The 15,362-nt window shown below is 49.0% G+C and carries 13 protein-coding genes; 4 read left to right on the top strand and 9 right to left on the bottom strand.

What is annotated here, in order from left to right:
• Nucleotides 1–56: 56 nt before the first annotated feature.
• From NTE_RS09985 to NTE_RS17350, 5 genes are all read right to left on the bottom strand, one after another.
• Entirely contained in the window at nucleotides 57–3,137 is a 3,081-nt protein-coding gene (locus NTE_RS09985; RefSeq protein ID WP_148700890.1) for a M12 family metallo-peptidase, read from the bottom strand.
• Between the two features lie 364 nt (nucleotides 3,138–3,501).
• Nucleotides 3,502–4,923: a VWA domain-containing protein gene (locus NTE_RS09980; RefSeq protein ID WP_148700889.1), complete on the bottom strand. Its 1,422-nt coding sequence runs from the start codon at nucleotides 4,921–4,923 to the stop codon at nucleotides 3,502–3,504.
• Nucleotides 4,907–6,559: an AAA family ATPase gene (locus NTE_RS09975; RefSeq protein ID WP_148700888.1), complete on the bottom strand. Its 1,653-nt coding sequence runs from the start codon at nucleotides 6,557–6,559 to the stop codon at nucleotides 4,907–4,909. The genes NTE_RS09980 and NTE_RS09975 overlap by 17 nt, the downstream gene beginning before the upstream one ends.
• An 87-nt stretch (nucleotides 6,560–6,646) precedes the next feature.
• Nucleotides 6,647–7,243 carry a hypothetical protein gene (locus NTE_RS09970; protein WP_148700887.1) on the bottom strand — a complete coding sequence of 199 codons (597 nt, stop codon included), beginning with the start codon at nucleotides 7,241–7,243 and terminating at the stop codon, nucleotides 6,647–6,649.
• Between the two features lie 116 nt (nucleotides 7,244–7,359).
• Nucleotides 7,360–7,485 (bottom strand): hypothetical protein, encoded by a 126-nt coding sequence (locus NTE_RS17350; protein ID WP_264357902.1) that lies wholly within the window; start codon nucleotides 7,483–7,485, stop codon nucleotides 7,360–7,362.
• A gap of 212 nt (nucleotides 7,486–7,697) precedes the next feature.
• On the opposite strand from NTE_RS17350, the gene NTE_RS09965 reads away from it, so the two are divergent.
• Both NTE_RS09965 and NTE_RS09960 read left to right on the top strand, forming a co-directional pair.
• A complete protein-coding gene (locus tag NTE_RS09965; RefSeq protein WP_148700886.1) occupies nucleotides 7,698–8,339 on the top strand; it encodes a 30S ribosomal protein S13 in 642 nt (213 codons plus the stop codon).
• Nucleotides 8,340–8,358: 19 nt separating this feature from the next.
• Nucleotides 8,359–8,883, top strand: a complete 525-nt coding sequence (locus tag NTE_RS09960) for a 30S ribosomal protein S4 (protein WP_148700885.1) — start codon at nucleotides 8,359–8,361, stop codon at nucleotides 8,881–8,883.
• Here the strand turns inward: NTE_RS09960 and NTE_RS09955 are convergent.
• Nucleotides 8,880–9,842 (bottom strand): helix-turn-helix domain-containing protein, encoded by a 963-nt coding sequence (locus NTE_RS09955; protein ID WP_158385404.1) that lies wholly within the window; start codon nucleotides 9,840–9,842, stop codon nucleotides 8,880–8,882. The two genes, NTE_RS09960 and NTE_RS09955, sit on opposite strands and share 4 nt — an antisense overlap.
• A gap of 162 nt (nucleotides 9,843–10,004) precedes the next feature.
• Between NTE_RS09955 and glmS the strand changes: the two genes are divergently transcribed.
• A complete protein-coding gene (gene glmS, locus NTE_RS09950) occupies nucleotides 10,005–11,768 on the top strand; it encodes a glutamine--fructose-6-phosphate transaminase (isomerizing) (protein WP_148700883.1) in 1,764 nt (587 codons plus the stop codon).
• 186 nt (nucleotides 11,769–11,954) lie between these two features.
• Here the strand turns inward: glmS and NTE_RS09945 are convergent, their stop codons facing one another.
• Nucleotides 11,955–12,338, bottom strand: coding sequence for a carbonic anhydrase (locus NTE_RS09945; protein ID WP_148700882.1), 384 nt, complete (start codon nucleotides 12,336–12,338; stop codon nucleotides 11,955–11,957).
• 13 nt (nucleotides 12,339–12,351) lie between these two features.
• The gene (locus NTE_RS09940) at nucleotides 12,352–13,401 is read right to left on the bottom strand and encodes a zinc-binding dehydrogenase (protein WP_148700881.1); all 1,050 of its coding nucleotides are present in this window, start codon (nucleotides 13,399–13,401) and stop codon (nucleotides 12,352–12,354) included.
• Nucleotides 13,402–14,115: 714 nt separating this feature from the next.
• On the opposite strand from NTE_RS09940, the gene NTE_RS09930 reads away from it, so the two are divergent.
• Nucleotides 14,116–14,475: a hypothetical protein gene (locus NTE_RS09930; protein WP_148700879.1), complete on the top strand. Its 360-nt coding sequence runs from the start codon at nucleotides 14,116–14,118 to the stop codon at nucleotides 14,473–14,475.
• A 279-nt stretch (nucleotides 14,476–14,754) separates the two neighbouring features.
• Here the strand turns inward: NTE_RS09930 and NTE_RS09925 are convergent, their stop codons facing one another.
• Nucleotides 14,755–15,303 (bottom strand): hypothetical protein, encoded by a 549-nt coding sequence (locus NTE_RS09925; protein WP_148700878.1) that lies wholly within the window; start codon nucleotides 15,301–15,303, stop codon nucleotides 14,755–14,757.
• Nucleotides 15,304–15,362 lie beyond the last annotated feature (59 nt).

The following is a 15,362-nucleotide window of genomic DNA, read 5'->3' as shown; positions in this document are numbered from 1 at the left end:
CGTCAACTAGATATTAAAGGATGTTGAATCCTCATTCTAGATGGCTGTACCCGTAGTTATTGCCATGCTTTTTTGAAAGAAGTTATGACATTGTCTAACTGCTGCAGGATGCGCGTCTGCTCTTTCTGGTTAACAATCATATCATCGTGTGGGTCACCTCCGACTGAGGCGTCAAGTTTTGCGCGAATTCTCTCTAGTATAGCTACAACCTTCCCATAATTATCTTGGCGAACAGCGGCTTTTGCGCCAGAAACCGGATTATCAAGGACATCATGAAGAGTTTTCTTCTCGGCGGCAGCATCATTAGTATCACGGAATGATGTAGCATTCGCATTCTGCAGTAAATGGTCAATCGTATCAAGCGTCATCAGCTGCATCTTCTGGACTATTTCCCTTGTCATCTCGTTGTCGACTACTTTTACGCTTGTACCATTGGCATATGTTCCGGATGAAGTGAATGCGAGCTGGACATTTGCCCAATCATTATATCCAGTCAATGATGTAAGATCTAAGCTATCGCAATCGGGAATATCGAAAAAGTTGATGCTTTGTTCCACACCATCATCACCAAGAAACTCGTCGCGATTCCAGTCGATCCCCTGACCCGTAGGTACAGGGTCACTAACTACCGGAAAGTCACCAGGCTTGCCATAAACTGTTTTTAAGCCTGATGGAGTGCTTGCAGATACTCCATCGAGTTCATCGAGATTAATTTCGTCGAGTGTTAACAATTGGGATCTGGAATAATCGAGTGGCCTATCAGAAACAAATGTCGGCAGCTGGAAAGCATAGTTCATCACGCTCAGGTAATTAGGCTTGCAATTGATATCGACGCCCCCACCGTGATGAAGCCCTAGGTTATGGCCTAGCTCGTGCATTAACGTGCCAGCTTGGTGCTCCCTGCTTCCCGCAAGGTCTTGGCTTGGATTTGAAGCATTATAGCTTCCCATCGAGACCATGAAGTCATTGCCAAGTAGCTCTCCGACCCCACTCGGACCGTTAAGAGTAATGCTATGTACCCACAAATTATAGTGGTAGATTTTCTTCTTCGCATTAAGAATATTGTCATGATTGGCTGCTGCCCGCTCGGTTGCCGTACCGAAATGCGTTGGCTTAATCGAATTGAATCCAGTCGGCCAAGATGTTGTATCACTATGGGTAACTTGTTCATCCAGGTTTAGATGCAATGTGATGCCAGTGGTACTATCGGGATTGGTGATTGGGGCGTTAGCAAATGCGTTAGTCACATTATTTATCGCGCCGGAATCTGGTTGGTGATTTTGCATATAGTCGATCTCTACAAAAATGTCTTTGTGGGCCTGACTTGAGGAGGGTAAAAAGTCTACGGTTCCGTCCCAGTTTGAATCGATCCCATTGACCTCCCAGTTGTTGTATATTCCGTCCCGATCCACATCCCAATCAGTCCTGTCAAACCTTAGGTTAAATGGCGATGATGAACCTTCTATCCACAAGGCCATAGGATAGCCTGAGCCGGAGGTAAGCTGTGCCGGAGACGTGAAGGTTGTCCCGAATGGATTTGTAGGGGTTTGCCAAGAATTAAGGATCTTTGTTGTGTCGTAAACCTTGTTTCCAGAGAGACTATAGACATGAATTACTCCATCGTTTGTTATGGTGATTGATGGAAGTGTGTGCGACAGCGTACTATCGGCTGTCTCGTTACCTAGCCAAGAACCGTCGTTTCCCCATTTCGCTATCTTTATCGAACCTGAGTTGCCACCGGTAAGGTAAGCGACATAAGCCTTTTTGACTCCATCACTATCGGCCGACACGTGCTTGATGGTATTAGCCGTTGAGCCTATATTGCCAACTGTATTCTCTGCGGACCATCCAGTGCCGTCCCATAGTCTGTATTTTATGTCATCAGTAGTATACCGCATGTATCCAAAAAGCATCTTTCCGGACGCAAGTGGCGTCAAGAACATCTCAATACGAGTCCCTACGTCAGCGGGTATCTGGCTAAGCGACGTATTCCATCCTAATCCGCCATTGGCGGATTTCATTATCTGATACTGGTAAGACGAAGCTCCCGAAGGAATCCACCTAAACGCGGCATACATGATGCCGCTTGTGTCGACAGCTCCTACGCTGGCAGCGCATACGCTCGTTCCGCAGGAGGCAAAGTTTGGCGCAGAGAACATGGAGGTTTCGTTGTTCCATGTGATAGTGTTCAAACCAACAGTCCCCCTCTTCCCGTAAAAGTTTGTGTTGGAACCGGAGGTCTTGAAATAAAGAAGAGTGACGTAATTTGTGCCTGTAACGTTTTCTGTCGTTACGGTATATCTGTGGACATCGCCGTTGATGACTCCTGAGCCTGAAGAGGTCGCGCTACTCCATGTCGCGCCAAAGTCCAAAGAAGATCTATACACTATATTGGAACCATCAAAGTAGAACATGAAGAGGACGTTTCCAATCCGCACCTCACGCCTTTCGCCTTCATAATAATCTGACGAACCCGGCGAAAGTACCGCTGTTATCGTTGAGATAGTAGTAGGATCGATAAAGTAGGATTTACCAACGGGGATGTTTATTGTCCTCTCTTCGCTGTCATACGCAATCGGCTGCCCTGCGGAAGTAGCATCCGACCAGTCAAGTCCAACACCAAACAGAGAAGTCGAGTTTGAATTATAATTCTTGGAGAGCGATAGGAAGCTATCGTCATTGACCGTGATTTCTTGCTGTGGGCTTAGCAGCAACTTGATTGTATGGCCGTTAGCGCTGGTTCCGACGATATCAAACTTGTATTTGGTTATCGCACCATCAGAATTTCTAAGGGGCTTCCACACTATATCATATTGGTGATCTTTTCCAAGCACTTTCTGATCAATCATTGTGCTATTGCTTAAGAGTACAAATGAAGAGTCGGCGAGATCCAATGTGAATGTAAATTGGCTGCCTTGGTCATCAGATAACGCGGTTGTCCCATTTGGAAACCAGGTTATCTTCTGCATTAATTGTGCGGCAGTTTCGCCGTTAAACCTAAGCAGTGGTGTGGAAAAAGATCTTTCGATCGCTACTTTTGATTCGACGAGGGATTCTGGATCAGGATTCGCAGTAGGCACCGCAAATGCCAAACTAGAATTAGCGCTGGCGAAGACAGAAAATACAATGATTCCCATTAGAATTGGACAGATACCTTATAGAACATCAGAATTCTCCTCTTTTGCCCAGAGTGGCAATTGCATACCACATTGCCATATACACGGCACTATATAGGTATTTTATAGAAAGAACCAAGGTAAGCTAATTACCAGTATCTTGGGCTGTCAATGTACAATTATTATAATCTCGATAGTAGCTTCGTTATATTTTTAAGAAGTAAAAATTCTTCTCAATCTTGGGCTTATTCCGTGTAGCGCATGTTTCTCTTCTGGGGAAGAGTGATCTCCCCGAGCTTGAATAGGATACGTGCTAAACTTTGGCTGTCGAGAACCTGCTTGAAAGAGGTTTTAAAGTTTGGCGCGTATATTTCATACAATGAGTTTAGTATGAATGGCTCCGGATAGTCTGCTGCTTTTTGTTGCTCAAATAGTCTGTCAGAAGCACTTTATCAATTTCAGCAGGATTGATGTAGTACGACCTGCCCTTCACGTACTTTTCCATTTCATTTACGTAGCCAAGCAGCGAGTCTTCTTCGCTTATCATGATGGTGTCAATGTCTATCTTCATAGAGTGGCACTTTTTCGCCTCCACTATGGTGCGCTCGCCGATGTACTGGTCCACCTGCCTGTAGCGGTAGCACAGATATACCAGCTCACCGGACGCAACGTCAAGGTTCATGCTCTGGTTTGCCTTGACCGTGTCAAGGGTGTCCTTGTCAGGCGTGTAAAAGTGCGAGTACGGCCTCTGCGACAGAATCTTGTCCTGCTCGCTCTTGTCGTCGATAAAGCACGCGCTTGGGTGGCCGTCTGTGACAAGCACGATGCGCTTGTTTTCTGCGCCGTCTTTTTGCAGGATCTTGCTTGCAAGCCGAAATGCCGCCTGGTAGTTTGTATAGTGCAAAAAGTCAGAGCCGGGCTCAAACGTTTTCAGGTACGGGATGTCCTGCGGCAGGACCTTTGACGCAAGCGCCCCAAAGCCTACAATGTACACAGAGTCGGAGGGAAAGAACTTGCGGTTCAAGAGATACAAACTCCACAGTGCGCGTTTTGCCGCCTCTATCCTGCTCATGTCGCCATACATCGTGGAATAGCGCATGGTAGACGAAAGGTCGATGCAGTAGACTATTGCCACGCGCACGTCCTGCATCGTTTCATATTCTTCAAAGTCCTCCATGTCTATTTGCAGGGGAAGCTTTACTTCCTTGCCGTCCTTGAACGAGCGCTGGATGGTGTTCAGCAACGATTTTGGCACGTTTAAGAGCCGGATGTCGTCGCCGGGCTCGTACTTTTTGCTCGTGTCAAGCACTATCGATCCTTGCCCATAGTCGTGCGTCTCGTGCATCCCGTACTCGCCGGCTTTGAGCGCCTTCATCACGTCGCTCAGTATCCTGCCGCCGATGTTGACAAAGCCCTTGCTTGAAAGCCACTTGGGCGAGTCCTTCAGGTAGCCTTTTTGTATGAGCTGGCGCACAAGCGGCATCCCGTCGCCGTCTTGTACCTGGCTGCCCGACTGCGAGCTCTGCTGCTGTTGCTCTTTTTCCTGCTGTTGACCTTGTTGCTCGCTTGACATCTGCTGCGACATGGCGTTCTGCAGGCTCTGCTCAAGCTCTTGCAAGGAAGGCGTCTTTTCGCGCAGGGCCTCCCTGCCTATCGCCTTTAGCAGTTTGTCCAGAACGTCTTTTGGAAGTTCCGAGCCACCCTTTTCTTGCTGCTGTTGTTGCTGCTGGCTCTGGCTGTCGTCGTCCAGTGCAAAGTAGACGAATTTCTTGCTTCCCGGTGGTACTTTATCACTGGGCGAGGGCATAGCTGTTGTCCTTCTTGTCAAGGAGCGGGGGTTGGATGTGGCGCAGGCCCTCAAGGACCACTTCTGTGACTGAAGCGGTAAACTCGCCGTCAAGGTCCGAAAGCGCGATGCTGTCAGTCCTGATGCCAAGCTGTTTTGCCCGCTCGGCAAGCTGCTTTTGCTCGTCCTTTATTGCAGACAAGGTCTCTGCGACCGCCGCCTTGAGCGCCGGGAATTTTGTGAGCTGCGACTCGTAATCAGAAGTGTCGGCCTTTTTGCCGCCTGGCAGGACCTGCGACACCTGGAACGCCTTGTTCTTGGCAAACTCGGTCTTCATCTTGGCTATCTGATCCGGCGATATCTTGTCCACGTACTCTAGCGACACTTCCTTTAACGTGGCGTCGATGACAGAGTCAAGCACGTTCCTGCGGTTTTCACGCGTGTCTTCCATCTCGGCAAGCTCAAACTTGGACGACTGGTGTATGCAATGTATGTCGCAAAAGCGCGGAACGGCCTTGATGCCATAGATGATAGAGCGCGTGCGCTCGGCTTCCCCTATCATCATCTCCATCGAGTGCACCGCCATCCTGACGCTGACTCCCTTGTCGTGGTTTACGTCGTGGTGGGCGCGAGTCGCCTGCGTTATCTTGGCAATTGCTTTTACGATAAAGACCGGAAGAAATACGTTCTTTGGATCTGCGACCCTTGTTTCCTGCGTTATAATCAGCATCTCGTCGTTTACCGTCTTGGGGTAATGCGTGTCGACGTGGCTCTTGAGCCTGTCAAACAACGGCTCGATTATCTTGCCCGAGTGGGTATAGTCAATCGGATTTGCAGTGGCTATTATCTTGACATCGGGCTTGAACACTACGGGGTAGGCGCCGGTGGTAAACCTGCCCTCCTGAAGCACACTCAAAAGCGACACCTGCTTTCTTGGGTCGAGCACCGGAAGTTCATCAATGCAGAGGATGCCGTGGCGGGCCTGCAAGAGCTGGCCTGCCGAATACGACTCCATGCTGTACAGCTCGACTCCCTTTTTCGCTATCTTGATAGCATCAATTTGCCCTACGAGGTCCTTTACTGAAATATCAGGCGTTGAAAGGATGTACTTGAACCTGTCTGCGCCAGAGAGCCAGTCGATTTTTGTTTCTAGCTTGTCCTGGCGGATAATGTCCTCGCACTCTCTTGATACCGTAAACTCGGGGACGGTCCTGACGACTTCTTTTTCTGCCAGCAGCGCGGCGAGGTGCTCTTCAGGCATCGAGGTCGGTATGTCGTTTGTGACGGTCCCGCGCACGACAGGGATGGGAGATAGCAGATTCTTGGCAATGGCCTCTGCTATCTTGGTCTTGGCCTGTCCGATCTGGCCCACAAGCAGGACGTCGTGGCCTGAGAGTATGGCGCGGTTTACTGCCGGCACAACGTCATCGTCATAACCGATGATGCCGGGGTACGGGTGCTCGCCGGCTTTGAGCTTGGCAACTAGGTTGCCGCGCAGTTGCTCCTCTACTGTTACGTGCTTGTAGTTGATCTTCAAAAGGTCGCCAAGCGTCTTTAGCTGCTTGTAGTCTTCTGGTACGCCGGGCATGATCTCGGAATACTTCGGCTTTGAAGTGTAAGAACGGTGGACTGTTTCTTCTATCTTGCTGCTGCTCATTGGTGAGACGGGCTGTTTTCGTCCCTCGCAAATTTAAAGATACTCAATGATATTGAGAATTCCTGCCTGACATGCATGTGTTCATTATCATTTGTATTCTGTTTTGTCGAGCGCTTCCTTGAGCTTCTCTACCTGTCTTTTAACTTGATCCTCTGCTGTTTTGTGACCGCTTTCACCCCTTTCGATTCGGCTGATGATTTCATTGGCGCAGCGTTCCAACTCCTTCTTGTTTTCATCAGAGGGATTACTTCCCAAGGCCCGCTCGGGGTTGCTCTTTAGGTCGGACAACAATCTTTTAGCTTTATCAAACCATTCTCGCAACGAGACACGGAGGTCATAGAGTCGCCTTGCACTATCTAGGACCGTGTCCAATTGACTGTTGATGTCCTTTACTTTACCATTAAGGTCTTCAATCTCTTTTTTCCATTTATCAATGTCGTCTTGACGGCGCAAAGTTGCTTCTACTTTTTCTTCGTTTGCAATTTTTTCATTTAGCTGCTTTATATCCCAAAGTTTGCTGTCTTTCTGACTTGTCAGTACGTTGCCCTTAGTATCTACCTCTTCCTTTCTGCGCGCTATATCATCAGCGATTGATGTGGCTTCTTTGCGAAGGTCTGAAAAGGGAATTAGGTTTACCCCTTCGCTAGACGCGGCAGTTTTGAGATCGTCAAGTGTACATGACACTGTCGTTATGCGGGTAGTGAACTATAAAACAATTCAGAACTATAAGATAGCTCTGGACATTACCTGCCTTTTACGGGCTGGCTCTTGAAATTTACAGTTATTCAATGTTATCTTGATCAGTGATTTTCTATTGCAAGTTCCAGCTGGCGCAAGTATTCCTCGTTTTCCAGATCCTCCGCGGTCTTGGCACGCTTGGATACTACAAGTCTTGGCGCAAGCGGAACCTCTTTCTTTGACGGCATCGTTCCTACTTGTATGGGAGTGTTCAGTTTATAACGATTTACCTGAATCAAACCGCGCAGCAGAATAAAATATTTTTACAAAATTGCCGTTGAACTTCAATAAAGAGTACGGGCAGACAGGCGCAGCGGCCATTTGTTGTAAATATTGCATTGTTTTTGTGCCCGCACGCCTAGCATGGTTTTTATTGCCGAATGTACGCCGTGAATATGATTTGTCCGCTTCGGAGTACAAACACATACTCAGAATCGCCGGAAAGGACGTTGAGGGCAGCAAGAAATTGCTTGTGGCCATCAGCGAGATTAAAGGCGTAGGTTACAATTTTGCTCAAGTGTTGACGCAGTCGCTGAACGTTAATCCAAACATGCGCGTAGGATTCCTGACAGAGAAGGAGCTGCGCGAGATAGAAGAAGCAATCTCTAATCCGACCAAGTTCGGCGTGCCAGAGTGGTACCTGAACCGCAAGAAGGACATGGACTCGGGCGCGACGCACCACTTGATTACTTCTGATCTTGATTTTGCAATTGGCAACGACGTTGACCGCGAAAAGACGGTCATGAGCTGGAGAGGCTACAGGCACATGTTTGGCCTGAGAGTGAGAGGCCAGCGCACGAGGACCACAGGCAGAAAGGGCGGGGCAGTCGGAGTGAAGAAGACCAAGATGGTCCCAGGCGCAGCACCGGCAGCAGCTGGAGCCGCGCCGGCAGGAGGAGCGGCAGCACCGGCAGCAGCCAAGCCAGCAGCGGGCGCAGCAGCTCCGGCAGCTGGAGCCGCAAAACCGGCAGCAGGAGGAGGAGCGGCGGCACCGGCAGCAGCCAAGCCAGCAGCGGGCGCAAAGGAGCCGGCGAAAAAGTAACAATAGAGAGGTGTCATGAATGGGAGATCCACGAAAGCAAAAGAAACTGTTCCACCGTCCAAGGAGAATCTGGACTACAGACCAGCTTAACGCTGAACTTTATATCATGGGTTCGTACGGCCTGAGAAACAAGCGCGAGCTGTGGAAGGCCCAGACAGAGATGGCAAGGGTCAGAAACCAGGCGCGAGCACTGCTTGCACTCTCGACGGAGGCAAGGTCAGAGAAGGAAAAAAGACTCCTTAACTTTTTGTCAAGGATCGGCCTTGTAAAGGAGGGCGCGACGCTTGATGACATTCTCGGACTAAAGGTAGAAGACCTGCTTGAGCGCAGGCTCCAGACAATAGTCATGAAGAGGATGGGGACAAAGTCTGCGTCGCAGGCGCGTCAGGTAGTGAGCCACGGCCACGTCTCGATAGGCAACCGAAAGATCAACAGGCCAGGCTACATCGTCAAGACGGATGAGGAGGCCAAGATACTCCTCCACGTCGAGCTTCCGGCGGCACAGGCAGCAGGCGAAGGTGGCGGCGCAGCACCAGCATCCTAGCTGTTGCTTACGACATCCACGTGGTCTATTTTTCCGTCGGCGTCCATGTCAAAGCCCTGCACGACAAGGGCCCAGTCTTCTTTGCTCTTATATCTTTTCAATATCTCCTCGCCATAGTTTGTCAGTGCAATTACCGCAGATTTCGTGCCGGCTGACCTGACGCCTGCAACAACTATCACGCTTGACTTGCCGTTGTCATAAGGGTTCTTTATCTTGGCAATCAGACCGTGGTTGTCCTGGCTGTACCGCCTGCCGGCGCCATCGACAAGGCCGGACCAAAAGTTCTCCTCGTCAAAGCGTATCGGCAGATACCGGTTAAACTCGGCAGTCACGATGTTTGTGCCCGGCCCGCCTATCGACACAAGGTTGCTGCCAGAAAGAACTTTTTCCGCCTTGGCGTCAACGTCTAGTTTGACTGCAAACTCTGCAGGCATGACTCCTGACACCTTGCCAAGAAAGAACGCAAGATGCACGGCATAGTGCCCGTCCCTTGCAGACGACTTGTACTGGCCGTGAGGCTCGGGCGCCCCGACCACGATGAGGCCGTCAAAGACGCCGTCATGGACAAACCCTTCAAAGAACCTCAGAGCGCCACGATGGCGGCCGGCGCCGGGCGCTTCCACCACAGTCTCGCCCCAGTCAAGCTCTATCCCAAACGCAGGGCTTGACGCCTGGTACAGCCTAGCCGTCCCACCCCGTACAAGGTTGCTTCCCGCCTCTTCTACGGCGCCGGCGCGCAAGAGGCGCCGGATGTAATAATACGCGCTCTGCTCGTGTATGCGCAGCTCCTTTGCAACCTGCGCGGGGTACATGGGCTCCTTTGACAAGAGTTCCATGATGCGCCACGCCACAGGATTTGACAGTACGCGCATCTGCGCCACGTCTCTAAACACGGTTATTTTCTTTGCCGATGCCTGGCCGTCATAATCCGAAACTGAAACAAGCGACTTGCGTGCCAATGCGATACAGATATGCTGTATAGAATTATATAATTCTTTATAGTGGTATAAACTTTTGTTGATGAATAATGGCAGTTTTACGCACAAACAATTATAACATTTTTTGTAGCGGTTAGAGACTCTATTCATAAGCGTTTTAAGCTCCTAATTGAAATGATATGCGTGTGTTCAATCATCGGCTACAAAGGCAAGCAGTCCGCGGCACCCATACTAGTTGACAGCCTGAAGAGGATGGAGTACAGAGGCTATGACAGTGTCGGTGTAGCCACGTTCAAGGACGGCGACATTCTGGTGAAAAAAGGCACCGGCAAGGTGGCAGAGGTCAGCAAGAGCCTCAACATCAGCGCCATGTCCGGCATGATAGGAATAGGGCACACAAGGTGGGCCACGCACGGCGGCGTGACTGACAGCAACGCGCACCCGCACTCGGCCTGCAAGAACAACATTGCAGTTGTCCACAACGGCATCATTGAAAACTACAAGGAACTAAAGGAAGAGCTCATTAAAACAGGGCACGTCTTTTCAAGTGAGACGGACAGCGAAGTCATAGCCCACCTTCTGGAAGTACACGCGGACAGGGGCATCAAGGGATCGCTTACGGCTACATGCAAGAGGTTGAAGGGCACGTACGCCTTTGTAGCAGTTTTCCAGGACGGCACGATTGCAGGCGCAAGGTACGAGGAGCCGCTCATCATCGGCGTCGCAAACGACGGCTATTTCATCTCATCAGACGTGCTTGGCTTTTTACAGTACACGGACAAGGCGATATTCCTTGACAACTATGACATCGTGCTTGTCGACGGAAGCAAGATGGAGATTTTCAATTTTGACGGAAACCCCGTCGCCCACCCGATAACGCAGGTCGCCTGGGAGCTTGGAGAGGTCGACAAGGGCAAGTACGCGCACTACACTCTAAAGGAGATAAACGACCAGCGCGTCACGGTCGCAAACGCGGCGAGGCAGGACGAGGCCATGATGGAAAAATTCTGTAAGGTCCTGTCAGATGCAAAGAGCGTCTACATCACCGGAAGTGGCACCAGCTATCATTCTGCTCTGATAATGAAGCACATGCTTGCCCGCTATGCCAAGATTCGCGCCGAGACTGTCATGTCAAGTGAGGCGCAGGACGGGCTTGTGGGTCTTGACGAAGGCTCGGCGCTCGTGGCGTTTTCCCAGAGCGGCGAGACTGCAGACGTCCTAGAGTCAGTCAAGATCGCCAAGAAGCAGGGCGCCAAGATACTTGGCATTGTAAACGTCACCACGTCTTCGCTTGCAAGGGCAAGCGACGCATTCCTGTCGGTCAACTGCGGGCCGGAAATCGGAGTGGCAGCTACAAAGAGCTTTACCGGCCAGCTTGCGCTTGTCTACAACATTGTATCAAGTCTTGCGCCGGACACACTTGCCGCCGGCGAAAAGGCCGAGTTTGTAAAGGCTGTTGAAAAAGTCATCGCGTCAAGCCAGCTTGCCATCGAAAAGATGGCCAGCAAGATGGAGCAGGTAAACGACATCTACCTCCTTGGCAGGTCGACCCACTACCCCATAGCGCTTGAAGGCGCGCTAAAGCTGAAAGAGCTTGCGTACGTGCACGCAGAGGGCGTGGCGGCCGGCGAGCTAAAGCACGGGCCACTTGCGCTGATGGAGAAAAACACGCTCGTGATACTCCTCAACCCCCGCGACGCAACTTACAACGATTCGCTCTCCAACGCACACGAGATAAAGGCAAGGGGCGCAAGCGTCATCGGGATATCGGACGCGGGGAGCGAGGTCTATGACCACTGGGTCGAAATACCGCACATGACAGAAGAGGCATTCTATCCAATAGTTGAAGTGATACCACTACAGATGCTCGCGTACTATCTCGCGCTTGCCAAGAACGCCGATCCCGACTATCCGAGGAACCTGGCAAAGTCAGTGACGGTAAAGTAATAATTATGTGAGAAAATCGCTCCCTTCGAGCGTCCAATGCAACAAAAGCGTTGCATAATCCGCTGCACAGACACGAAGATTCAAGCTTGACTACTTCTATGTCCGCAATATGCAATAACATGAGCTATCCTGAAGCATACAATCGGGTACAAAACCTAACTCCAAGATAGTCCTGAGTCATTATGATTATCTTACCTCCTCGATTTTCCATTTATCGTTGACATAAAGTCCGATGATTTGCACTGGAAACTTCCACGAGTGGACTTCCTGAACTGCCCTCCTTATGTGCGCGTAATGATGTTCTTTGTTTCCCGGATTGCCTGCACAATCGTGATGTCCTACCACCGCTATCACTTTTGAACCATGTCTTTCTGTGGATATAGAAGTCGCTTGTTTTATGAGCGCTAAATCTTCCGAGCGTTCCCAGTTTGATAACATTCCGTCCGCGCCCGGAAACGTCACCATGTCCACGCCATCAACTCCAAAACTCTGTTTCATGTAGTCTATCACAACTTGCTGAGTCCTCCCGTCAATGCAGTTTATTGCGGTTCCAAATCTAAAACCTGTCATTGCCTGACAACCTCTACAACCTCTGAGGAGTGGTCAGTATCTTCCCAAACAGCTGCGAGTCTGCCATCTTTACATGACCCTCTATCATATTGCTGAAGGGAAGGATCGTGTCAATGACTGCCTTTATCTTGCCCTTGCTAACCCATTTGATGACCTCTTCTAGGCCAGCTCTTGTCCCCTGTGTGGCTCCAAGGATGTTTATGCCTCTGAAGAAAAGGTATCTCAGATCGATTGTCGAGTCATATCCTGTCGTAGCGCCTGTTGAAACCAGAGTACCACCCATCTTCAAAAGTCCAATTTCCTGCGGAAATACCGTCTTGCCTATGTGTTCATAGACTACGTCTACTCCCAACTTGTTTGTAATATCTCGCACTTTCCTATGCCAGCCATCTTCGCGGTGGTTCACGACATAGTCGGCACCAAGCTCAATACACTTGTCCATTTTCTCCTTGTTACCGGCAGTAGCGATAACTTCGCAATTGAACAGCTTGGCAATCTGTATGCCAGCTATTCCCATGCCACTTCCTCCGCCCATTATCAATACCGTCTGGCCGGGCCTAATCCCTGCTCTTGTTACCAGCATGTGCCATGCGGTCATCCCAACCATCGAAATGGCAGCAGCATCGTTGAATGATACATTATCTGGTAGCTTGACCGCATTTACTTCTGGCAGGTGGGTGTACTGAGCAAATCCACCCCAAAGCGGCCCGGTTTGAAATCCCCATACAAGCCGATCTTTGCAATCATATTCTCGGCCCGACGTGCACTCGTAGCATACTCTACACGTCAGGTTAGGGTGAGAAACCACCCGGTCGCCCTTTTTTATCTTGGAAACCTCATCCCCGACTTCGACCACTGTACCTGCAACATCGGATCCCGAGATATGAGGGAGCGGAATCTTGATAGGCTCTCCCCATATTCCCCAGAGGTCGTTGTAGTTATAGGCCGAAGCCTCAACTTTTATAAGGACTTCGTTGGATTTTAGTTTTGGTACATCAATATCTTCGATCCTTACAACTTGTCTGGGATCTTTGCCATGTGATCGATAAACAGCAGCTTTCATGTTCTTCTTGTTCCGGTCTGTCACAAATTGACTTAAGCTTGAAGTTTGCAGAGTATTGCAGAGCAAACCTCACTCATAAAACTAGTGCACAGGACATTGTGCAGCGTGAGAAAACATACGCAAGGTTCTCGATATCCACATAGTATATCCAGGTTTGAAAATAGCATAAAACTGTCCATGCATATAGACAGAATCCACCATGGCTCTGGCCTGTTTGTATGGCAAAATTTCGATGGAACCTTATAGGAACCTTGGTGATCAAGAATGCCGGGAAAGAAGTGTAAGGAGCTATGCAAAGCCATTCAAGCAAAGAAAATAGGATTCTCAACTAGCCCTTATGTAGAGGGTCTGAAAAAGTGCATGGTTTGCACAGTCTATTTGAAGACCGATTCCAAACACTGTCCGTGCTGTAATTGCCTTCTCCGGACTAGAGCAAGAAGCAAAAAGACAAAGATATTTGCAGCGAAGATTCTTGGAAATCGAAATTATGTCAGCCACCAAGGAGTTTGGGAATAATCGAAATTACATACTTATAGGAGGCGACAAGAAATCGTCTACCCTGAGAAATTACTATTTAGAGAGGTTAGTGGTTTAGATACCCCACATATAGGTCAGGTAGTATTAGAAACACCAAATGTCATAGTTGTATTTGGTGAGGGAGATGACAGGTATGATATACTCAAATCAGAGATCCTAAGCACAAAAGATACGGTTTTGATAGGGCTGCCTTTGTATGAAATCGCGAGGCGCTACAAGAAAAGCAGGGAAGCTGCCCTCCCCGTTTCCGGATTGGCGAGGATGTCAAAGAGGGCTGACAGGTCAAACTCCAAGGAATTGCACACAAAATTGTTAGTTGGTAGAAAGGTAAAGAGTCGAGACGGCCAGTTCCTCGGTCATGTGATAATAGACGCCGACAAGAGCATTCTTGTTCTTGGTCACCACCATTATAGGTTTGATATCCCCAAGTCGAAAATCCAACAAATCCGCAAGGATGTTATTTTGAGTCAAGGATACGAGGCAGTCTTTGCGTACTACAAGCCTAAGACCACTTCCGTACATAAGGTGAGTGTGTGACATCTAGCGAATGACCGCAAATTCAAGCCTGAATCGAAAGAAATCTGTCCCCGAAGAAGAGGGCCCAATGTGTCCGTTGTGTGGCAAGATTATGAGGGAACAGTATAGCAGTCCAAAGTACTTGTGCACATGTGGGCATGGCGAGAGATTCATTTATCCCCATGAACCGGGTCGGTCTCTGACTGTGAAATAAATCCCCTAGGTGTGAAATAACTGTATGAAACTCTTCATTAATCGAGTGACTTGGGTAAGCAAAAATAAGAAAAATGGTATGCACAGTCATACCATGTTCTCGGTGTCTACAGTGAAAGAGATCACACTGTCAGTAATTTCAAAATCTACTTTCTTTAGTCCAAAATCCTCAAACATGAACTGATACTGGTTTGAGATATAGAGCGACCACTTTTTCCCCATGTCATGTTGGATGGTATAGAAATGCTTGGAGTAGTTCACTTCATGTCTATATGGATAGCCGGCTATCCTTATCCAGGTTTCTACCACATCCAGAACAGACGTTATATTGTACTCATTTCTTAGCATCAAGACAAAATTCTTGGTCTCTTTCTTGGCGATGTATTCAGCTATCTTGACTAGCTCGCTGTCTGTAGCCAATTCTAGCAGTTTTACTATCAGTCCCCTTCTGACCGTCAAGAATCCCGCCTTTGCTGCATTAGAATGCCAGTCTATGTGTTGTTTGAAAATCTGTCCGGCAAGAGCGTTAAGGCTTATCTCCTTCTGTTTTGCCTCATTTCTTAGTCTTTCAATCATTGAGGTATCCAGCCTAAAAGCTATAGTTTCTGTCTTGCCATGAAGACTACCCATAACCATATGCGTATTGGTGTTGTTGATAAATGTATTATTTCTCATGCACAGTCATATTCGAGTTG

Origin of the sequence: Candidatus Nitrososphaera evergladensis SR1 (assembly GCF_000730285.1) — an archaeon.
Taxonomy (GTDB): Archaea; Thermoproteota; Nitrososphaeria; order Nitrososphaerales; family Nitrososphaeraceae; genus Nitrososphaera; species Nitrososphaera evergladensis.
The sequence above is the reverse complement of the archived record's forward strand: the minus strand, read 5'-3'. Positions and strand labels throughout refer to the sequence as shown.